The organism is Enterococcus italicus, assembly GCF_023743875.1.
In the GTDB taxonomy this organism is placed as follows: domain Bacteria; phylum Bacillota; class Bacilli; order Lactobacillales; family Enterococcaceae; genus Enterococcus_G; species Enterococcus_G italicus.
In genome coordinates this window covers 760,528-781,025 of the sequence record NZ_JAMRVB010000001.1, presented here as the reverse complement: position 1 = coordinate 781,025, position 20,498 = coordinate 760,528, and the positions used below count along the sequence as shown (strand labels likewise).

The following is a 20,498-nucleotide window of genomic DNA, read 5'->3' as shown; positions in this document are numbered from 1 at the left end:
TCAGATAGCTTTTGATACTTGTTCAACACGAGCAAAGCTGATGGCATCTTGCATCTGCTGAATGCCAAGTCTAATATCTTCAATCGTTGGTTTTGTAAAATTCAGACGAAAGAATTTTTCATATCCTTTACCGTCAACACTCATAATGTTACCAGGAATCACGATAACTTTGTGATCAAACAAATAATCTAAGAAGGCTTCTTCGTCGACATCTTCTGCTAACTCACAACAGATAAAGTAGCCACCAGTCGGTTCAATGTAGTGTATCGCATCTTGGGGGAGCTTTGCTAATTCTTCTAACATGACCGTGAGTTTTTCACGATACAACTCTTTCAAATAAGAGACATGTTGTTCAAAATCATAATTTTTCATGAACTCTGTAAGCAATACTTGCCAATAAAAATTGGTGTGAGAATCAGAAACTTGTTTGGCTAATACTAATTTTTCAAAGATTGCTGGCGGCGCCATGACAAATCCTAGCCGTGTACTTGGTGCGAGAATTTTTGAGAAAGAGCCAGCATAGATAATCAAATCATCCGTATCAAACGACTTCATCTTAGGGATGGAATCGCCAAAGTAAAGCAAATCTCCATACGGATCATCCTCAAAAATGAGCAGGCCATATTTTTTCGCTATTGCATAAATTTCCTGCCGTTTTTCCAATGGAATCGATGTGCCTAGTGGATTTTGAAAGGTAGGAATCAAATAGAGTAACTTAATGCGATGCTCCGTATCTTTTGCCAACAGTTCTTCTAAGACTTTCGTATCGAGACACTCCTCATCGACATTCATCGGCACGGGGACAGCTTTTGCACCATATCCTTTAATCGCATTGACTGCTCCGGAGAACGTTTGCTCCTCGCAAAGGACGACATCCCCTTCATTACATAGAACTTTAATGACTAAATCCATTGCTTGTGTCGAACCCGAGACAATCATTAAGTCATCGTCACTCGCAATCGCAGACTGTTTGGCAATCCGTTGTTTGACTAATTCTCTTAATTCAGGTAAGCCTTCACTAGCACCATATTGGAGAAACGACTCTGGATCAAATTCGGTATACATTCTTTCCGAAATGGTCTTTAAGGTCTCCATCGGAAAAGCATCAATTGATGGGTAACCATAGGCAAAAGAAATCACATCTTTTGCTTCCATATTTCTTTTCGCATTTTCTCGTAAGGGTGACCCTTGTAATTGGTTAATTCGATCCGCAAATTGATAGTGCATCTAGTTTCCTCCTATACAGCAAATTGATTCGTAAAACGTGAAAGAAAGGCTTTTGTCCGCTCTTCTTTTGTGTGTTCAAATACTTCTTGTGGTGATCCTTGTTCGACGACGTAGCCATTTTCCATAAATACTACTTTATCAGCTACCTCATAAGCAAATTTCATTTCATGTGTGACTAAGACCATTGTCGCACCAGTCTCCGCAATCTCACGAAGCAAGGCTAATACTTGGCCAACAAGCTCAGGGTCAAGTGCAGAGGTCGGTTCATCAAATAAAATGACTTTTGGATTGAGCGATAATGCACGCGCAATGCCAATCCGCTGTTGCTGCCCACCTGAAAGTTGACTAGGATAAAAGTTGCCCCGCTCCGATAGACCGACCTGCTCCAATAAATGCGTTGCCAACTGATAGGCTTCTTCTTTTGATTTTTTTTGGGCCATCATGACCGGCATTGCAATGTTTTCAATCGCCGTCTTATTTTGAAACAGCGCATAATTTTGAAAAACCATTGCCGTTTTTCGCTGATGAGCTAAAATCTCTTTTTCTTTGGCCTTACCAACTTCGATTAATTGATTATCCAAGGTCATTTGTCCGTGATCCGCTCGCTCCAAAAAATTTAAGCAGCGAAGAAACGTCGTCTTTCCTGACCCACTCGGACCTAACAAGACGACCACCTCGCCTTGATGGACATCCAAATCGATTCCTTTCAGTACTTCTTTTTTGCCAAACTTTTTATGTAAATTTCTTACTTCTAACATGGTCATAGAGAAGCCCTCCTTAATTTCCGATTCATGCGTTGCTCGAATAGCTGCGCACATTTTTCGATAATAATACTAATCACCCAATAAATAATCGCAACCGCCACATAAGCTTCTAAAAATCGGTAGTTTTGCTGAGCTGAGATTTTCGCTGCAGCAAAGACATCCACGACACTGACCATTGAAGCTAGTGCAGATGCTTTGATTAACGTAATCAGTAAATTACTAAACATCGGTACGGACACTGGAAAAGCTTGTGGCAATAACACTCGTCTGATCGTCTGGAAATTGGTCAATCCTAAAGATTTTGCCGCATCGAATTGTCCTTTTTTTATCGAAGAAAATGCTCCACGAAAAATTTCACTACTATTAATGATGGATAAAATACTTAAAGCAAAAATCGCAATCCAAATCATATTAAAATCTTTAAAACGAACCGACCAGTGCATCGCTTCTGCTAGATCATCAAATTTCTTGGAAGCAATCAAATAGCTTGCCAGAATAATTAACACAATCGGTACCCCTTTAAGTAAGGTGATAAATACTTGGAAAAAAGGCGCAATCACTTTGATTTTGTATTGTCTTGCTAGAGCAATCAATAGGCCAAAGAAGATACCTATGACTAAAGAGGAACCCGCCATGAAAAGCGTGGTTCCTACATAGTGACTAGCAATCTTTAAAGAATTTATCATTGTCGAAAAATCAAAACTCATAGTTGCTCACCCCTCTTAATCTTTTGGAACATAATCTCCATCTAAATATTTTTCAGATAGCTTCTTAATCGTGCCATCTTCTTTTAGTTCTTTCAATGCAGTATTGACCGCATCAATCAACTTTGTATCAGTCTTTTTATTAAATAACAAGTAAGCATCCGAGTTATGAACAGGTTCATCACCAATCTTTAGATCAACATCAAAGGTTTTATTGTAGTTATCAATTTGATATTTTGGTGCCAGGGTCGCATCCACCGCTCCAGACGTTAAGGCTTGAACGATTTGTTCGTTACTGTATTCACCATAAACTAAAGTAAAGGCATCAGGATTATCCTTTAAGTAATTTTCCGCCATCGCTGCTTGGTTCGTCGATGTCGTCACATAGACTTTCTTTCCTTTCAAATCATCAAAAGTGTTGTACGTTTCACCTTTATCTGGATCGTACGCGATATATGTATCCCAAACCACATAGCCGACATCACCATAAACAAATTTTTCTTTCCGTTCATCATTCACTTCATATTCATAAGCAGCCATTTGTGCTTTATTACTTTCAAGATTGGATAACGTCGTAGGGAAATCAGATCCTTCAAACGTAAAACTATAATCTTTCAATTTTTCGTCAATTGCTTTTACTACTGCGACATCATACCCATCATAGTCTCCATTTTCATCTAAATAAGCGTAAGGTAAGGCATCATTCCCTGTCGCAACGGTAACCTTTGTGACACTACTATCATCAGATGAACTTGATGCCGAACTGCTGCTCCCACAAGCAGCTAATAACAGTGATAAAGCCATGACACTTAAACCTGAAACAAGAGTTGATTTTTTCATACATTTTCCCCCTAAGAGCTATTTTTATAATGAAGTTGTTTTAACCTTCTCCTTTTTTTGAAAAAAAAGAAGCGATGGCAACGACACTTTTTTACTAGATGCTTGTTCGAATTTCATTTGCTCCTCTAACCATGCAAATGCTCTTTCAAGCACAAAACTTAATACAATAAAGATGACCGCAGCCCCTACATAACCTTCTAATGTATGGAAAGTAACAGCACCGATTGCTTTAGCTTTCCCTACTACGTCGATGACCCCGATTGTAAACGCTAATGAAGTATCTTGTAATAGTGCTACCGTTGTTGTGCCAAATGAAGGCAAAGCCACTCGCACCATTTGTGGTAAAATGACTGTGCGATAGGACTGGACTCGTGTAAGCCCACAAGCAATAGCGGCTTCTTTTTGTGTCGCAGGAACACTTAATATTGCGGCTCGAATCGTTTCAGATTGAAAAGCTGCTGTATTTAATCCATACGTAATATAAATGAAAAAGATTTTGTTCCAAGATGATACGTCAATATTTACCGCTTCTAACAAAGTCGGGACGCCATAATACACTACATAAAGTTGTACTAAAATCGGTGTCCCTCGTATAAACGAAACAAAAATGGCACTGAGTTGAGTCAATATCGGGATCTTTTCTACTCGTATGAAAGCAATGATACTACCTAAAACGAGTCCTACTAATGTCGCAATGACTACGATCATTAACGTAACAGGCAATGCACTTAGTATTTTGGGAAAGTATTGATACACTAATTCCCAATTGAAAAAACTTTTCATGGCCATTCCTCCTCGTTGCAAAAATCTGAATTTTCTGATTTTTAAAAGCATACCTTGTTTCACTAACTTTTCCTATATTTCCCTTGTCTATAATCGAAATATTTTATAAATTGTGAAGTTCACCTTATCTTCATCAAAATAAATCGATTTCATCTATAAATTATTAAGCACAAAAAAACCATAAAATCCGTAAGTTTCTTTGTAAACTTCTGGATTTTATGGTTTTTTGTATTAGTAATTCGTTCTTTTACACAGATTATTCGGATTTGGCATCACAAAATTATAGACCGAGTGTAATCGACAAGAAGACAGTAATAATCATGGAAACAAATAATCCCGGCAAGAGATTCAGTGTTGGAAGCTCTTTGATTTTTAAAATTGCCAATCCTGAAGCAAAGATCAATATCCCTCCGATAATCATCGGCTCTACAAAAAGTGTCGGATCTAACGATTGCTGAAAAAGAAAAGCCACTAAGTAAATGCTTCCTTGCCAAATAAATAACACCAGCGCAGCCCACATGATACCAAAACCAAATGTTGCTGCTAATACAATCGAAGTAATTCCATCCAATACCCCATTTGTTATCAAAAAAGTGTAATCTTGATTGATCGCAGCTTGAATCGGCCCTAGTATCGATAGACTGCCAATACAATATAGTAACACAGCCGTTGTCAGGCCACTTGCTAAACTGCCATTTGTACCCTGATCAATTTTTGAATTCATCCTTTGTTGTAACTGCAAGCTTTCACCGATGACAGCACCGATTGCCAGACTTAGGATAAACACTATTGGGTACTGGCTTTTTTCTAGATTTACGACTGTTGTATGTAGACCGATAGCAATCGCTACTAATCCCATTGCCTGTAATAAAATCGTTTGGAAACGCACCGGAAATCGTTCCCTTAAAGATCCTCCGATGAGGGACCCTATAATAATGGTACTCACATTAAATAATGTTCCCCACATAGCTAGACATTCTGATGGATATAGTTAACCAAGTCGGCAGTCTTATCCCATCCTAAACATGGGTCAGTAATCGATTGACCATATTCTTGCGAGCCGCCTTCTCCGCGACCATCCGCCAAGTAACTTTCAATCATTAGCCCACGAACTAGTTTACTGATTTGTGGATTCCAAGCACGGTTAGTTAACACTTCTTTGGTAATACGGATTTGATCCAAGTATTTTTTCCCTGAGTTGTCATGATTTGTATCGATTAGCACAAATGGATTGCTAAAGGATTCTTTGTTGTACATCGCAGCTGCTTCTAATAGGTCTTCATAGTGATAATTGGGTTTAATTCTACCACAATCATCCAATCCACCACGTAAGATTAGATGAGACAATGGGTTTGAGCTTGTTGATACCTCTACCCCATTGTAGATAAAGGATTGCGAACGCTGAGCCGCATGCAGCGCATTAAACGCAACGGATAGATTCCCACTTGTTGGATTTTTAAGGCCAACTGGTGCATCAATTCCACTTGCAACAAAGCGATGTTGTTGATTTTCAACCGAGCGTGCACCAACTGCATGGTAACTTACGAGGTCTGACACGAGTTCAAAGTTTTCTGGGTACAACATTTCATCCGCTGTCGTCAAGCCAGTCTCTGTTAATACGCGACGATGAATTTTGCGTACTGCAACCATACCACGAATTAAGTTAACTTCTTCATCGGGTGATTGTTGGTAAAGCATCCCTTTGTAGCCATCGCCATTTGTCCGAGGCTTATTTGTGTAAACACGTTGAACAATAAATACTTTGTCTTTTACTTTTTCTTGTAATTCAGCAAGGCGCTGCGCATAGTCAAATACCGCTTTTTCATTGTCTGCCGAACAAGGACCGATTACTAGTAAGAAGCGTTGATCTTCCCCGGTAATAATTCGTTTTAATTCTTCATCGCGCGCAGTTTTGTAGTCTGCTTGCTCTTTCGTCAATAACGACGTATTCTTTACCAAATCCAAATTTATTTTTTTGCTTAGTTTTTCAAAACTCATACTATTCTTCCTTTCTACATGCCCTTTTCTATTTAAGAATGATATCTCAAAAACAAGACAAAAAAATCCTTAGCATCACCTGCTAAGGACGAATAATTATCCGCGGTACCACCTTAATTGAAGAATAACTCTTCCACTTTACGTCTATTTAATTCTAAACCAACCTGACGTACTTCAACTTGACACTATCATCGATTTGCAGCAACCATCGACTTTCTATAAGAGGGAATGCCAAATTTACTTCATTAGGAGGTAACGTCCATACGTTAGCTGAACTATAGCACAAGACTCGTTTTCACGTCAATACTTTATCTGAATAAACTCTCATTAAAGCGTATCACTTGGGAAATGGTATCGACCGTCACGTTAATACCATACGGCAATACTGTTCGTGGATACGCATGACCAAATGGAAAGTTATACGCAATCGGCAGTGACTCATCCGCAATGGTATCAAGCAATACTGATTTGTATTCTTCATAGAAGCACTCATCTTGCGGTTTTCCTACAATAATTCCTACAATTTGTGAGAAGACACCAGTCTCTTTTAAAATGCCTAGTTTTTGTTTGTACGCTTCTGGTGAGATTTTTTCTTCGCACGTTTCTATAAATAGAATCGCACCTTGCCATTGTGAGCTTTCTGGCCAGAGGTGATAGTTTGCTGTAATTGTCTTTTCATCTGGATACCGTTCCCCAGATAAAAAATCAGTCAAGCTTTCAAAGCAACCACCTAATAGATGGCCAGTAAAGCTAGGTGCCCCTTGCAACAGTTCAAATCCTCGGATATCTTGGTGACTACTACGCGCCTCTCCTTTAGCATTGGCTGAAAAGTCTTTACGCTCCTCGTACCAGATTGCACTCGGTAAGATAGTTTCTTGAAGTGGCTCTTCTGCTATAAACTGCTCGATAGCTGATTTGGTATAGGGAAGCATAGCTGGTCCAATGTCACCAAAATCGGTAAGAAAGGACGGACCATAAAAAGTCTGCAACCCTAGCTGATAAAACATCAGATGATTAATCGTTGTATCTGAATAGCCGGTAAAAATCTTTGGATGTGTTACTACAGCCTCACGAAATTCTTCATCCTCCATCAAATACGGCAATATCCGATACGTATCGTCGCCCCCAATCGCGCACACAATACCTTTGATACGTTCATCCAAAAAGGCCGCCTTGATATCTTCCGCTCGCTTTTCTGGATGATTGCGAATATAGTCACTTCCCGCAAGTGCGTGCTTCGTAAATACAGGCTCTAACCCCATCTCTCTCATACGCTTTGTACCAATTTCTACATTATATGCACAGTGGTCATCACCTAAAATACCACTAGATAAACTTACGATGGCAACTTTGTCTCCTTTTGCTAGACGAGCTGGTTTTTTTCTCATGTCGTTCCTCCAATCTAAGTCACTAGACACTCAAAGACTAATCCTTGTTGCTCTTATCCTAAAAGAATCCTACCCAAAAAGCAATGGCAAGTGCAATTAATTGACTTTGACTTTATTTGACCTATAATGAAGGTATCAAAGATAGTGCTTACAAATTGTAAGACACTACAAATAATGGAGGGATTTTCAAATGGCAAAAGAACATTACAGTCGAACAAAACCACACGTAAATATTGGAACGATTGGACACGTCGATCACGGTAAGACGACATTGACGGCGGCGATTACTTCTGTTTTAGCCAAAAAAGGTCTAGCAAACCCTCAAGACTACGAAAGTATTGATGCCGCTCCTGAAGAACGCGAACGTGGGATTACGATTAATACCGCTCACGTCGAATACGAAACCGAAAAACGCCACTATGCGCATATCGATGCTCCAGGACATGCGGACTACGTAAAAAACATGATTACCGGTGCCGCTCAAATGGACGGTGCGATTCTCGTCGTCTCAGCGACTGACGGACCAATGCCCCAAACGCGTGAACACATTTTGCTTTCACGACAAGTAGGTGTAAAAGATTTAATCGTCTTCTTAAATAAAACAGATTTAGTTGATGACGATGAACTGATTGATCTAGTCGAAATGGAAGTTCGTGAACTCTTAAGTGAATACGATTTTCCTGGCGATGATATTCCGGTCATTAAAGGCTCTGCATTAAAAGCACTAGAAGGTGATCCTGATGCCGAAGCTGCCATCATGGAACTGATGGATACTGTCGATGACTACATCCCTACTCCAGACCGTGATACGGACAAACCATTGCTATTGCCTATCGAAGATGTCTTTACCATTACCGGGCGTGGGACCGTTGCTTCTGGTCGAATCGATCGCGGTACTGTAAAAGTCGGTGACGAAGTCGAAATCGTCGGTATCAAACCTGAAACCCGTAAAGCAATCGTTACCGGAATCGAAATGTTCCGTAAAACATTGGATTTAGGTGAAGCTGGTGATAACGTGGGTGTCTTATTACGTGGTGTCGATCGCGATGAAATTGAACGTGGCCAAGTTTTAGCAAAACCAGGCTCCATTACTCCACATACTAAATTCAAAGGTGAAGTCTATGTCCTTACAAAAGAAGAAGGCGGTCGCCATACCCCATTCTTCAACAACTATCGACCACAATTTTACTTTAGAACAACCGATGTCACTGGGAATGTCGTGCTTCCAGAAGGTACAGAAATGGTCATGCCTGGCGATAACGTCACCATCGAAGTCGAATTGATTCACCCAATTGCCGTCGAAAAAGGGACAACCTTCTCTATCCGTGAAGGTGGCCGGACAGTCGGATCTGGTATCGTAACAGAAATCGAATCATAAAAGCTGAACGAAAGCTAGTCAGCCACAAAGAAAAAGCCCATAACATCCAAAAGTTGTTTTCAAACTTTTTGGATGTTATGGGCTTTTTGTCTTTATAGGTCATTCTCGGATTTTTAATTAGCATTTGCAGCCCTCTCGGAAATTTTAGAACTGATTTTCAGAAGTTCTGATTCATTACTCAGAGCTAAACGCTTTTGACACATCCTCTTTTAACGGTGAGTCAAAAGCAGCTCTCTCGACAATGAATCAAAACTTCTTGAAAATTTGGGAACCAATTTTCAGAAGTTCTGATTCATTACTCAGAGCTAAACGCTTTTGACACATCCTCTTATACAATGCCTGGACTCAAACTTTTACAAGAATACAGCCATGAGCCGCCATCACCTTCCCCATCATTCGAGCAAAGAATCATTTTTTTCTTATCTGGATGGATTGCAACTGAAGTCGAACGCATCATTTTTTGATTGATTCGCTCAGGAATGAGCACTTGCTCGATTGGATTACCATTACGATCAAAAACCATTACGCGACCTTGCATATACATCGCGACATATAAATGATCTTGTGCGTCAATACAAATTGAATCCGGTCCTTCTAGCCCTGTAAAGTTATAAGGTACGGAACTTCCATAGTTGGCAATCACTATCGGATCATCTGTCATCGTCAGATAGTGCAGACGATTTTGACTCATCTCAGTCACCCACAGACCATCCCCCGCTAAATTTAACGCAACTCCATTTGGCACCGCCATATTCCCCATGACTTTGGTAATCGTTTGATAATCAGGTGCAACATAGTAGACACCGCCAGTCGGCTCACAAGAATACCCTTTAAAGTCCGTAAAATAGAAGCCGCCATTTTTATCAAAAGTTAAATCATCGACCACATAGCCTAAAGAAGAATCAACAACGACTTGGACGTCACTTCCATCAGCATTCATCGAAATCACACTACCAGTTGATTTCATATCTCCTAAGAAACAAACAAAGAGGCGTCCATCTTGACGGCGCTTGACCGTTGCAGGATTTTCATCTGGAAACGAAGCAATCTGCTTCAGTTCCATCTCATCTAACGAAAGACAATACACCCCACCACCAAACACATCAACAAAAAACAAATGCCCTTGACCATCAAAGCACAATCCTTCGAGCTGCATTTGACTATCCGACACTTTAAACCAGGGCTTTGCTTCTTTTATCGGAATAGCTCTTTCATTATATGGAACGGACGCTATTAATTCTGACTTACTCATTGTTTCACCTATCCTTCACGCTTCATCGTAATAAAACCGTTTACAGGTTCACTAGAATTGTATCATGAAAATTTGAGAACTATAATGAAATTTTTAGCCGATCTCTTTTATTTTTGCATTCCTTTATTACGGTTATAGCCCCGAGTGAATCCATCATAAGCCAAGATCGCCTCATGGTCCAATTCATTCAATGTTATACTACTGCTTTTACTAAGAGGAACAAATTGAATCGAAAAATTAGTCCCATAACGAAAATCCGCGTATACGTCAGGTAAGCGCCCAATAGAATAGTACCTTACCTTAAAGAAGACCTTCCGATATACTTGAGCCATCAAGAAATCTGGAGGTCTTTTATGAATCATCAAGATATTGTCCCTATCCAAATTCCGAAAGAGATATCTGCAAAACAAATTGTAGGTAACCCTACGAATAAACTTGCTGTCCGTTTGAAACAAAAAAACGGCTCTGAGGTATTCATTTATAATGGAGTGAACAATTATATTCTGCAAGCCGTATTGAAAGAAGGTTTGTCAGGTGCTTCTTAACTTTCAAACTGTCCATCATGTTTTCATTGTCTGTGGTAAAACGGATTTACGAAAAGGAATTGATGGGTTAGCCAGCCTAATTCAACACACATATGATTTAGATATTTATCAGGACGCAGCTTTCCTGTTTTGTGGGCAACGCAGTGATCGCTTTAAAATTCTTTATTGGGATGGTGATGGGTTCTTGTTGTGCTACAAGCGCCTTGAAAACGGTACGCTCAAGTGGCCTCGAAAAAAAGAGGAAGTCAGAAGTTTAACTGCTCAACAAGTACGCTGGCTATTAGAGGGATTGAGCATTGATCAACCCAAAGCCATCTTATCAGGTTCCAAAGGAACCTTTTAAAAACAGAGGAAGAACAAAAAAGTGTTCTTCCTCTATTCTGCATACTCTGAATATGGTAAGATAAAGCGAACTTTTCATGAGGGAGGATTGTTGAAAATGACTAGTCAAAAAAAGAATGCACTTCAACTAGATCAGAAACTTCTTCTCCAGCTATTACAAAGTGCCAATGAAAGAAATCAAAAGCAACAACAACTTAATGAATTTCAACAGCAAACGATTCAAAATTTAACCACAGAAATTCAGTTGCTTAACGAAAAACTGAATTATTTAACCCGTAAACTGTTTGGCCGTTCCAAAGAAACGTTCGATGAAGAAACGAATGGCCAGCTTAACTTGTTTGAAGAAGAAACTGTTCCCAAACCTTCAATTGAGGATGAGGAACAACGGAGTATTGTTGTCCAAGGTCACCGGCGCATCGTTGGAACAAAAGCAAGCAAAATTAGTCAGTTACCTACGGTTGAAGAAGATCATGTGTTAACCATAGAAGAACAAGCTTGTACGCATTGTGGACAACAGATGAAAGATATTGGCCGGACGAAAGTCCGGGAAGAAGTTCGTTTTCACCCTGCCATACTCGATTGCCTTGTTCATTATCAACACACGTATTGTTGTAAAGCTTGTGAAAAAATGGGACGTTCCTCTTTTAAAAAAGCGTCAGTCCCCAAACCTTTAATTTCTAATAGTCTGGGTTCCAATAGTGTCGTTGCTGAAACGATTCGTATGAAATTTGGACAAAAAATTCCTGCTTATCGCCAAGAAAATTATTGGCAAAAAGATTTAGGCTTAGCTATTTCGCGTGATAATATTAGTAACTGGCACATTAAAGCGGTGCACAATGCGCTGGATATGGTTGCGAAAAGATTTCAAGTCTATTTAAATCAAGAAGACATCCTTCATGGCGACGAAACAACGTATCGAGTAATTGAAAGCGCCAAGAGTGATACCTATTACTGGCAATTTTGTACAGGCAAAGAAAGTCTCCATCCCATAGTCTACTATCATCACGACGAAAGTCGTTCTGGAGAAGTACCAAAAGACTTCTTGAAAGACTTTACTGGTTATCTCCACTGTGATGGCTACACTGGATACAACGCCTTAACGCAAACGAAACTCGTCTACTGCTTCGCCCATGCTCGACGTAAGTTCCTGGAAGCTATCCCAAAAGGAGCGAAAACTAGCGAAATGCCTGCAGTAAAAGCGGTAAATCAGTTCAAAAAATGGTTCGCCTTGGAGAAAAAATGGGAAAAGCTATCTCATCAAGAACGCTTAGTTAAAAGACAAGAGGAATTACGTCCGCTAGTAGACAATTTTTATAGTTGGTTAGATGAACTGACCCCTGTTCCCAAATCAAAATTGGATAAAGCTGTTCAGTATGCACATAAGATTCGTAGTGGCTTTTTGTATATCTTTGAAGATGGACGCTTGGAGCTTACCAATAATCGTGCGGAGCGAAATATTAAGGAGCTGGTAATTGGGCGTAAAAATTGGTTGCATTCTACAAGTTTAGAAGGTGCGCGAACATCAGGGATCATTCTCAGCGTTTACAAAACCGCCGAACTAAATGGGCTTCAGCCAATGAAATATCTAGAATTTTTATTCGAAAAAATTCCTAACCTCCCGGTGTTTTCGAATGAAGCCATTGATGCTCTACTGCCTTGGCAAGAGAATGTTCAAAGAATTTGCGGAGAATAAAAATGCCAAACTTCCCAGCTCCCAGTATAGGGGTTGGGCTATTTGGCGTACAGGTACTATTCTATTGGGCGCTTATAGCCTAACTGGTGGAATTTAGTCGTCTAAAACAAAACCATACCAAGAAAGGATATCTCCATGTATCATTGGACTAGAAAATTGTTAGGTTTAACAGATGAAAATTTATTCTTCGAAGAAGAATGGTTAGAGACAGTAGAAGAAGATGGTTTTCGCACCAATCTTATCCATGCTAAACTTAGCTATATACTAAGCCATTGCCGTAAATGTGGCATCAAAAATGAAGGACAAATCATTAAGAATGGCTCACATAAAACAAAAGTCCAACTTTTGCCTTACCGAGCAACCAAAACAGAATTACGCTTGGTACGTACGCGCTTTTACTGTAAAGAATGTCAGTCGACATTCAACGCTCAGACCAATTTGGTAGATGAAAACTGCTATCTCTCAAAGGAATTAAAGGTACAAATTGCCTTGGAACTAGCGAAGAATACAATAAAAAAAGAATTGCCAATCGCTATTTTGTCTCTGACGTAACCGTTTTGCGTGTCCTGCACACCTGTTTAAAAACGTATCATCCTCGTTTTGATACGTTACCTTCGGTCCTTTGTTTTGATGAGTACAAATCGATGAAGTCCTGCAGTGGAAAAAATGAGTTTTGTTTTTATGAATGGGCAGACCCAGCAATTAATCGGTGTATTGGAGAATCGTCGCCTTACTTTCTTAAAACCATATTTCCTTAATTTCACACGAAAAGCACGAGCGAACGTAAAATACGTTGTGATGGATATGAATGCCCCTTATTTTGAACTTGTAAAAGCGGTCTTCCCAAACGCCAAAATCGTGACCAATCGCTTTCACATTGTCCAACAAATCACTCGTACGTTAAATCAGTTGCGAATCAAAACAATGAACAGGTTTCAAAAAACGGAACCGACAAAGTATTGACGATTGAAGCGATTCTGGAAATTACTCCTTACGCATGCCTATGATCTGGATAGTTCCGATTATCAATATGATCGATCCTTTCGCAGACCAATGACGCAAAAAGCGATGGTCGATGAGCTTTTGAGTTACGACGATCAATTAACCAAGGCTTATGAGAATTGCCAGCTCCTCCTCTATCACTTTAAACACAAGGACAACCAAAGTTTTTTCGATACGATCAACAGCTTAGATCAATGCCTTCCACAATGGTTTTGTAAGAAGCTGACGTTTTTAAATAAATACAAATTAGGGATTCAATATGCTTTAAAACCCAGGTATAGTAATGGTGCATTGGAAAGAACAAATAATAAGATAAAAGTGATAAAACGAGTAGCCTACGGCTATCGAAATTTCCACAACTTTCGAGCAAGAATTTATCTCATTCAAGGCTTGATCTTCCAAGTAAAACAAAAACCAGTTAAGCACTCTGCCTAACTGGTTATGACTAAATTTTCAGTTGTCTCTCTACCCGCACTAAATGTCGAAGAGCCAAAAATCTGAGCCAGAATGAGGTTCGTTCTGACCCAGATTTGATTTTGCACAACTCATCAGTCCTTATTAACAAAGAGCTCATATTCCTCATGTTGAGAATACGAAGGCCATGTACCAGCTTATTGGTTTAGTATATAAAATTACTCATTATTTTCGTCATATTCCATCTCATCTTCAGTTACCCACATATGATTCTTAACTTCTTCTTGACCATCGGTTGGAGTGTAATTAACAACGTAAACAGTTCCTGTAATAGATTTATCTACTTTTGCTTCAGCTCCCATCATCCCATCCATGTGATCGGCATTCAAGATAACAGTATCGCCCTCATCTGCTACAGTCTCAGTATCTTTTAACTCTTCTTGTACTACCCATCGATGATTGTTAACCATTGGTCCCCCAGTTTTTGGCTCATAGCTTACTTCATACATTGTAGTATCAAAGGCCCCTACAACTTGAGCTTTTGCACCTTTCATCCCTTCCATATGATCGCCTAGCAGTATAACATTACTTCCCACCGGGAATTTAGGGTTCGCAGCATCTTTCATTGAAGAAGGAACCATACCTTCGTGATTCATTCCCTCCATACTATTCATTTCACTAGACGCTGTAGAAGTCGATTCCACGTTTGTGCTTTTAGAATTATTCGATTCACTTTGATTGCTACACGCTCCTAAAAATACAATAATTCCAAGACTTGCAAATACTAATTTTATCATCTTTTTCACTGTGTTCATCCTCCTTTAATTAATCACATTTAGGTCATCTCATAAATTTGTAATCCAAAAACTTCTTTTTTAATTGTAGCTATTGATAAGTCCTTCTTAGAAAAGATTACTACAGAATTTGATAAGATATCTAAATGAACTTTTTCGACACTATCTATCGAAATCAGTTGAAAAAATATTTTTTTTGCCCAACATTCACATACTAGTTTAGCAATTTTTATCTGTTTTTGAAACAAATAACTCTCCTCCTTTATTGAAATGGTAACTTTATAACAAATTTAGTTCCTAGACCTAATTTACTTTTTACAGTTATACTACCTTTATGCGCTTCAACAACGCTCTTTACAATAGCTAATCCGATACCTTGCCCCCCTAAAGCTCTACTTCTGGAGGGGTCAGCCATATAAAATCTATCAAAAATATGAAGTTGCTGATCTTTTTCTATACCGATGCCGTTGTCTTCAACAATTAAAAGAACATGGTCTTTATTTTTACTTATAGAAAACTTAATGGTTCCCTCCTTTTGCGTAAATTTAATAGCATTATTCAAAAGATTGATAACAACTTGGTTCATTTTATCTTTATCTGCAGATATATTGATGTTATCCCCTTGGATTTCAACATGAAGGTCTTTTGACTCAATTTTGCTGGCGAAATTTTCAATAACGGATTCAATCAACTTATATATGTTAAACTCAGTTTTATTTAAATGATCATATTTTGCTTCAATTTTGTTGATTACTTCTATATTTCCAATTAAACGAGTTAGACGATCTATTTCATCATAACAAGACTGTAGGCGCTCGGGAGTTATTTTCCAGACTCCGTCAATCATTCCTTCCACATTGCCTTTAAGGGTAGCTAATGGAGTTCTTAATTCATGTGAAATATCAGTAGTTAATCTTTTTCGAAGTCCAAGCTGTTTCTCCAACTGATTACTTAAATCATTTAGGGAATCAATCAAGGAATTAATTTCAATAATTGAAGTTTCTTGTGGGATTTTATCAGCATATTCTCCACGGGTTAATTTATGTGTAAAGTCGCTTACATGCTTTAGTGGTAATCCTAATCTAGCAGAGATCCACGAAGCAAGTATAAATGATACAAGAAGAGCTGCAATAGCAACATACATTAAACTTTGTTTCATACTGGAGATAAACAAGGCATCGTGCTCAGTATAAGCAAAAGGTCCGAAATAATAAAACGTTACTTTTCCAAACTCGTTTCCATCATTAATTAACTTCTTTTTCGCTTCTATTGTTTCGTCTAGTTTCACACTTTTTTTCTCAGAAACTTTCAAGGCATTTTTTTTCAGTTTGTCCTGTGCTGACTTCAAATTTTTTCCTTTAAGTTCCCAAACCATGTTGCCTTGTTCGTCTTCTATAGAAAAATAAATATTATTTTCTAATGCTTTCTCAGAAAGTGCTGCAAGTTCCTCGCTGTTCCATGTTTCTCCACTATTTAACCACAATAAATCAATTGTATATACATACTGATTCAACAAATCTTCTTGTCGCTCTTCTACGTATTTACTAAAATGATTATTCGTCAAACTTAATGCGACTAAACTAATCGATCCTATTATTAATGTTGCGATTGCTAAAAAGGAAAGAACTAATTGAGTTTTTATCGTTCTTTTTCTCATTAGTGGCCACCAAATCTATATCCTGTACCATGGACTGTCAAAATATACATAGGTGATTTAGCATCATTCTCAATTTTATGTCTTAAGTTTTTTATATGAGAATCGATGCTCCTATCTAGTCCATCAAATTCTATTCCCTTAACTTTCTTTATCAAATCACTACGAGAAAAGACTTTATTAGGTGTGGATATTAGGGCGTGTAGAATATCAAATTCAGTTGTTGTGAGGTTTAATTCCACTTGATGTAGATAAACTTGGCGACTTTCAGGATATACTATCAATTCCCCATTACTTGAAGAAAGCTTATTAGGATTTGATAAGGTCTCAGTTCTGCGCAATACAGTTTGTATTCTCGCAACTAATTCTTTGGGACTAAATGGTTTAATCATATAGTCATCGGCACCTAACTTGAGACCAGTAAGAATATCATCCTCATCAGACTTAGCTGTTAACATTATAATTGGTACATTTGATACTTCTCTGATTTTTCTACACACAGTCAATCCATCAGTATCCGGAAGCATTAAATCTAACACAACTAAATCAGGATTATTTTTCTCGAACTTTTCCAATGCCATTGCGCCACTTATTGCTTTATAAACTGAATAATGATTAGCAACTAGATAGGCATCAATAATTTCTAATATTTTTTCTTCATCGTCCACAATAAGAATTTTCATAGACAATCATCCTTCTTAAATTATTTTCTATTTAATTTCCATTTGTCCCATCATTCCATACTCTTCATGTTCTAATATATGACAATGATACATGAAAATACCTTCACGGTCGAATTTCACAAGAAGTTCTACTGTTTCATCCGGATTTACCAGCACAGTATCTTTCCATCCTTGCTCGTTTAGTGCGGGCTGATTTCCATCTCTAGATAAAATTTGAAACTGAACACCATGGATATGGAACGGATGAATCATGCCTCCCATCATACTACTAATATTGTTAACTTCCCAAATCTCTTGAGTACCTAATTTTTTATATAAATCTATTCTTTCCATATCAAATTGCTTATTGTTGATGTTTACCATGTGAGACATTCCTCTTAAATTAATACTTTGTCTTGCTAAATCTTCCAATTTCTTTTCATCTAAAGTACTAATAGTATTTAGACTATCAGAGGGAGTAAACTCTTTGTTTTCTATCGTATTCTCAATTCTCATTGTCAAGGCAACCAAATTATTTGCTAGTAAATGAATTACCTCACCTTTTTTATAATTCTGAGTATCCACTAATATTTCTGCCCTTTCACCGGGGGCTAAAAGTAGTTTACTAAGTTTAACAGAAGTATTCAGAAAACCACCATCTGTAGCAATTTGGTAGAATGATTCATCTTTATCCAAAGTAAAAGTGAAGTTTCTTGAATTAGATCCATTAACAATTCTATACCTCATCCATCGGTTTTTTATCTCAATATATGGATTGATAGTGCCATTAGTAAGCAACGTCTCCCCTTTTGTTCCATCAGAGTTAAAATCATTTTCATAGTTAATTTGATTAGTGGAGCTGAAAGATTTATCTTGCACAATCAAGGGAATGTCGTCGACACCATATTTGGAAGGTAAATCTAATGATTTTGAGTTGTCATCATCAATATACATCAAACCTGCTAAACCCTTATAAACTTGAGATGCTGTTTCTCCTTCCGGATGGGGATGAAACCAGAGTGTAGAAGCTTCTTGATCAACCTCGAATGTTACACTTTTTTTCTGTCCTGCTTCTATAATCTGATGTGGACCTCCATCTGCATCAGAAGCTACTTTCAAACCGTGCCAATGAAAAGATGTGCTAGCATCAAGATTATTATTTGTATTGATAGTAACTTTTTGACCTTTTTTCAGTCTAATAACTGGTCCTAAAAAATCCCCGTTATAGCCTAATGTTTCAGTTTTTTCTCCATCCATTATTTGAACTTCTCCGTTTTGAGCAACTATATCATATATCACATTTTCTTTGCTTTTTGAAGATGGTTCAAGAACAGGGGGAATCAATAGTTTTCTATCTGTTTGGTGTACAACCTTCAAATCAGCCTCTTGATTATCCCCCATCATATTGGACATTCTACTTGAGATTTGTCGTTGTTCTTCTTGATAGATAACTTCAGCATGCTCCTCCTTGTTCTGCTGTTGAATCAATATGAAAACACCGCCTAGGGTCAACATTGATATTGTTGCTGCTAACCAAATATATTTATTATTCTTCAACCCATCATCTCCCATATCTATTATGTAGTTACCATAAAAAAAATATGTGGAGATTTTGTGTTGATTCCCCCACATATACTTATACTTATATAGATATATTCCTAGTTACAGTATACTTTGTATTTTTTAGTAGTTGATTTAAGAATGTTAAAGTTAATTTTGAATCAGCATCGAAAGTAACTGTACCTCTAGCCAAATCAACTATTTTTACACTGACTGTTGGCTCTGCTTCCAAAGCATTTCTTACTTTTGTTGCACACCCTGAGCAATTCATTCCACTTATTCCAAATACCTTTATCTCATTTTTTTTCGAATCTCAGCGTCATAACCAATGTCTTGAATAGCTGTTATAACTGTATGATTAGACAAAACACCTTCATCATATTCCAATTTTAGAACCTCAGTTGTTAAGTTAACTTTAGCGAAATATACTCCATCCAACTCATGAATTTTTTTCTCTATTGTTGTTGCGCAAACTGCACAAGTCATTCCATAAAGATTATATTTTGAAATCATTGAATTCCTCCGTGTCAGAACGTTTAACCAATCCGTTTAAATAGTAGCTTAATTCTGATATACAACCTTCATCCATTCCAGAAAGTAACCTTTGTATTTCGGTTTCTAAAAATTCTTGCTTCTTAATCAGTGAAGTGTAGTATCTTTGGTTTTTTGAAGTGTTAAACGTGATCACATTTTTATCTAACAACCTTCTTATTAACGTTTTTGTTGTGGAGGGATGCCAACTATTACGCTCTTGCATTCCATGTGTTATTAAACCACATGTTACCGGTTCATATCTCCAGATAAACTTTAAAACATCTAACTCTGAATTCGATACCTGTATTTTGTGTTCGACCAAGACCATCCCTCCTTAGGCTATTCATAAAGTACGTTCTTCTTTATTAAACAAATGATGAATTGTTGTCAAAGTAGAAACACTTATAGTTACAATTAATAAAAAGCATAAAAAGAAAAATGTTTCCGGTAAAAAACTGATAATTGGATCTGTACGATAGTCAAACATCCAATCATCATTGTCAAAAAATACTTGATGAAAAAGCACAAATGCTTTATCAAAAAACAGAAGTGCCATTACACAGACTGATATTATCATCCACTTGATTAAACTAGTGATTTCTCTGACTTGATCACGCGTTACTAATTTTTTCCTGTTTAGGTATAAAAGAATGCTACTCGTAGAAAGAAGCAATGAATAGTTAAGCTGGAACAAAAATTTAACATCTTTAAAATGGTTTATACCGCGATCTGAGACGTATAGATTATCAAAAACCAATTCTTTTTGAAAAGGATTATTTAAATAGCCCATTAAATTTCTAAAATCTTGATTCACTTGAGATCTACTCCAGTTTTGAAAATTTATATCGCTTTGAAAGAATAAATTGATTTTGAGCAAACCAGGGAAGTTGATTGTCAATGTAATCGCGAGGGATAAAGCAAAGACAAAAAATAATAGAAATAGCATGCTTTTTTTCATTAAATT

The 20,498-nt window shown here is 37.7% G+C and carries 22 protein-coding genes and 1 pseudogene; 5 read left to right on the top strand and 18 right to left on the bottom strand.

Annotated elements, in window-relative coordinates; translation table 11 throughout:
- The 8 genes from NE257_RS03770 to NE257_RS03735 all read right to left on the bottom strand — a co-directional run bounded on the left by NE257_RS03770 (position 1) and on the right by NE257_RS03735 (position 7,704).
- On the bottom strand, positions 1-1,227 hold the full coding sequence (locus tag NE257_RS03770; protein WP_251885805.1) for an aminotransferase-like domain-containing protein: 1,227 nt from the start codon (positions 1,225-1,227) through the stop codon (positions 1-3).
- An 11-nt stretch (positions 1,228-1,238) separates the two neighbouring features.
- Entirely contained in the window at positions 1,239-1,985 is a 747-nt protein-coding gene (locus NE257_RS03765; RefSeq protein ID WP_251886442.1) for an amino acid ABC transporter ATP-binding protein, read from the bottom strand.
- Positions 1,986-1,987: 2 nt separating this feature from the next.
- Complete coding sequence (locus NE257_RS03760) at positions 1,988-2,698, bottom strand: amino acid ABC transporter permease (RefSeq protein ID WP_251885804.1); 711 nt, start codon at positions 2,696-2,698, stop codon at positions 1,988-1,990.
- Positions 2,699-2,713: 15 nt separating this feature from the next.
- Positions 2,714-3,535, bottom strand: a complete 822-nt coding sequence (locus tag NE257_RS03755) for a transporter substrate-binding domain-containing protein (RefSeq protein WP_007208370.1) — start codon at positions 3,533-3,535, stop codon at positions 2,714-2,716.
- A gap of 24 nt (positions 3,536-3,559) precedes the next feature.
- Positions 3,560-4,318, bottom strand: a complete 759-nt coding sequence (locus NE257_RS03750) for an amino acid ABC transporter permease (protein ID WP_251851505.1) — start codon at positions 4,316-4,318, stop codon at positions 3,560-3,562.
- A gap of 280 nt (positions 4,319-4,598) precedes the next feature.
- On the bottom strand, positions 4,599-5,285 hold the full coding sequence (locus NE257_RS03745; RefSeq protein WP_251855045.1) for a DUF554 domain-containing protein: 687 nt from the start codon (positions 5,283-5,285) through the stop codon (positions 4,599-4,601).
- Positions 5,286-5,287: 2 nt separating this feature from the next.
- Positions 5,288-6,316 (bottom strand): 3-deoxy-7-phosphoheptulonate synthase, encoded by a 1,029-nt coding sequence (locus NE257_RS03740; RefSeq protein WP_007208373.1) that lies wholly within the window; start codon positions 6,314-6,316, stop codon positions 5,288-5,290.
- A gap of 308 nt (positions 6,317-6,624) precedes the next feature.
- Positions 6,625-7,704, bottom strand: coding sequence for a S66 family peptidase (locus NE257_RS03735; protein WP_251885803.1), 1,080 nt, complete (start codon positions 7,702-7,704; stop codon positions 6,625-6,627).
- A gap of 190 nt (positions 7,705-7,894) precedes the next feature.
- Between NE257_RS03735 and tuf the strand changes: the two genes are divergently transcribed.
- Positions 7,895-9,082: an elongation factor Tu gene (gene tuf / locus NE257_RS03730; RefSeq protein WP_251885802.1), complete on the top strand. Its 1,188-nt coding sequence runs from the start codon at positions 7,895-7,897 to the stop codon at positions 9,080-9,082.
- A 328-nt stretch (positions 9,083-9,410) separates the two neighbouring features.
- Here the strand turns inward: tuf and NE257_RS03725 are convergent, their stop codons facing one another.
- Positions 9,411-10,334, bottom strand: a complete 924-nt coding sequence (locus NE257_RS03725) for an SMP-30/gluconolactonase/LRE family protein (protein ID WP_251885801.1) — start codon at positions 10,332-10,334, stop codon at positions 9,411-9,413.
- 353 nt (positions 10,335-10,687) lie between these two features.
- Here NE257_RS03725 and NE257_RS03720 point away from each other — a divergent pair, with 353 nt between their 5' ends.
- From NE257_RS03720 to NE257_RS03705, 4 genes and pseudogenes are all read left to right on the top strand, one after another.
- Positions 10,688-10,879: a hypothetical protein gene (locus NE257_RS03720; protein WP_251885800.1), complete on the top strand. Its 192-nt coding sequence runs from the start codon at positions 10,688-10,690 to the stop codon at positions 10,877-10,879.
- Positions 10,869-11,222: an IS66 family insertion sequence element accessory protein TnpB gene (gene tnpB / locus NE257_RS03715; RefSeq protein WP_251885799.1), complete on the top strand. Its 354-nt coding sequence runs from the start codon at positions 10,869-10,871 to the stop codon at positions 11,220-11,222. Before NE257_RS03720 ends, tnpB begins: the two co-directional genes overlap by 11 nt.
- A gap of 96 nt (positions 11,223-11,318) precedes the next feature.
- Positions 11,319-12,914: an IS66 family transposase gene (tnpC, locus tag NE257_RS03710; RefSeq protein ID WP_251885798.1), complete on the top strand. Its 1,596-nt coding sequence runs from the start codon at positions 11,319-11,321 to the stop codon at positions 12,912-12,914.
- Between the two features lie 135 nt (positions 12,915-13,049).
- Positions 13,050-14,351: pseudogene (locus NE257_RS03705) on the top strand (ISL3 family transposase).
- Between the two features lie 197 nt (positions 14,352-14,548).
- Here NE257_RS03705 and NE257_RS03700 read toward each other — a convergent pair.
- Genes NE257_RS03700 through NE257_RS03660 form a run of 9 tightly spaced genes read right to left on the bottom strand, consistent with a single transcriptional unit; the run spans position 14,549 to position 20,492 of the window.
- The gene (locus NE257_RS03700; protein WP_251885797.1) at positions 14,549-15,145 is read right to left on the bottom strand and encodes a YdhK family protein; all 597 of its coding nucleotides are present in this window, start codon (positions 15,143-15,145) and stop codon (positions 14,549-14,551) included.
- 20 nt (positions 15,146-15,165) lie between these two features.
- Positions 15,166-15,372 carry a hypothetical protein gene (locus NE257_RS03695; RefSeq protein ID WP_002307659.1) on the bottom strand — a complete coding sequence of 69 codons (207 nt, stop codon included), beginning with the start codon at positions 15,370-15,372 and terminating at the stop codon, positions 15,166-15,168.
- Between the two features lie 14 nt (positions 15,373-15,386).
- Positions 15,387-16,781: a sensor histidine kinase gene (locus NE257_RS03690; protein WP_007208412.1), complete on the bottom strand. Its 1,395-nt coding sequence runs from the start codon at positions 16,779-16,781 to the stop codon at positions 15,387-15,389.
- Positions 16,781-17,461 carry a response regulator transcription factor gene (locus NE257_RS03685; protein WP_251885796.1) on the bottom strand — a complete coding sequence of 227 codons (681 nt, stop codon included), beginning with the start codon at positions 17,459-17,461 and terminating at the stop codon, positions 16,781-16,783. Before NE257_RS03685 ends, NE257_RS03690 begins: the two co-directional genes overlap by 1 nt.
- A gap of 27 nt (positions 17,462-17,488) precedes the next feature.
- Positions 17,489-19,072: a multicopper oxidase family protein gene (locus NE257_RS03680; protein ID WP_251885795.1), complete on the bottom strand. Its 1,584-nt coding sequence runs from the start codon at positions 19,070-19,072 to the stop codon at positions 17,489-17,491.
- Between the two features lie 10 nt (positions 19,073-19,082).
- Entirely contained in the window at positions 19,083-19,271 is a 189-nt protein-coding gene (locus NE257_RS03675) for a heavy-metal-associated domain-containing protein (RefSeq protein WP_052607508.1), read from the bottom strand.
- A 20-nt stretch (positions 19,272-19,291) separates the two neighbouring features.
- Entirely contained in the window at positions 19,292-19,513 is a 222-nt protein-coding gene (locus tag NE257_RS03670) for a cation transporter (RefSeq protein WP_251885794.1), read from the bottom strand.
- A complete protein-coding gene (locus NE257_RS03665) occupies positions 19,497-19,862 on the bottom strand; it encodes a BlaI/MecI/CopY family transcriptional regulator (protein ID WP_251885793.1) in 366 nt (121 codons plus the stop codon). The genes NE257_RS03670 and NE257_RS03665 overlap by 17 nt, the downstream gene beginning before the upstream one ends.
- A 15-nt stretch (positions 19,863-19,877) precedes the next feature.
- Positions 19,878-20,492 carry a TIGR01906 family membrane protein gene (locus NE257_RS03660; protein ID WP_002405071.1) on the bottom strand — a complete coding sequence of 205 codons (615 nt, stop codon included), beginning with the start codon at positions 20,490-20,492 and terminating at the stop codon, positions 19,878-19,880.
- Between the last annotated feature and the right edge of the window lie 6 nt (positions 20,493-20,498).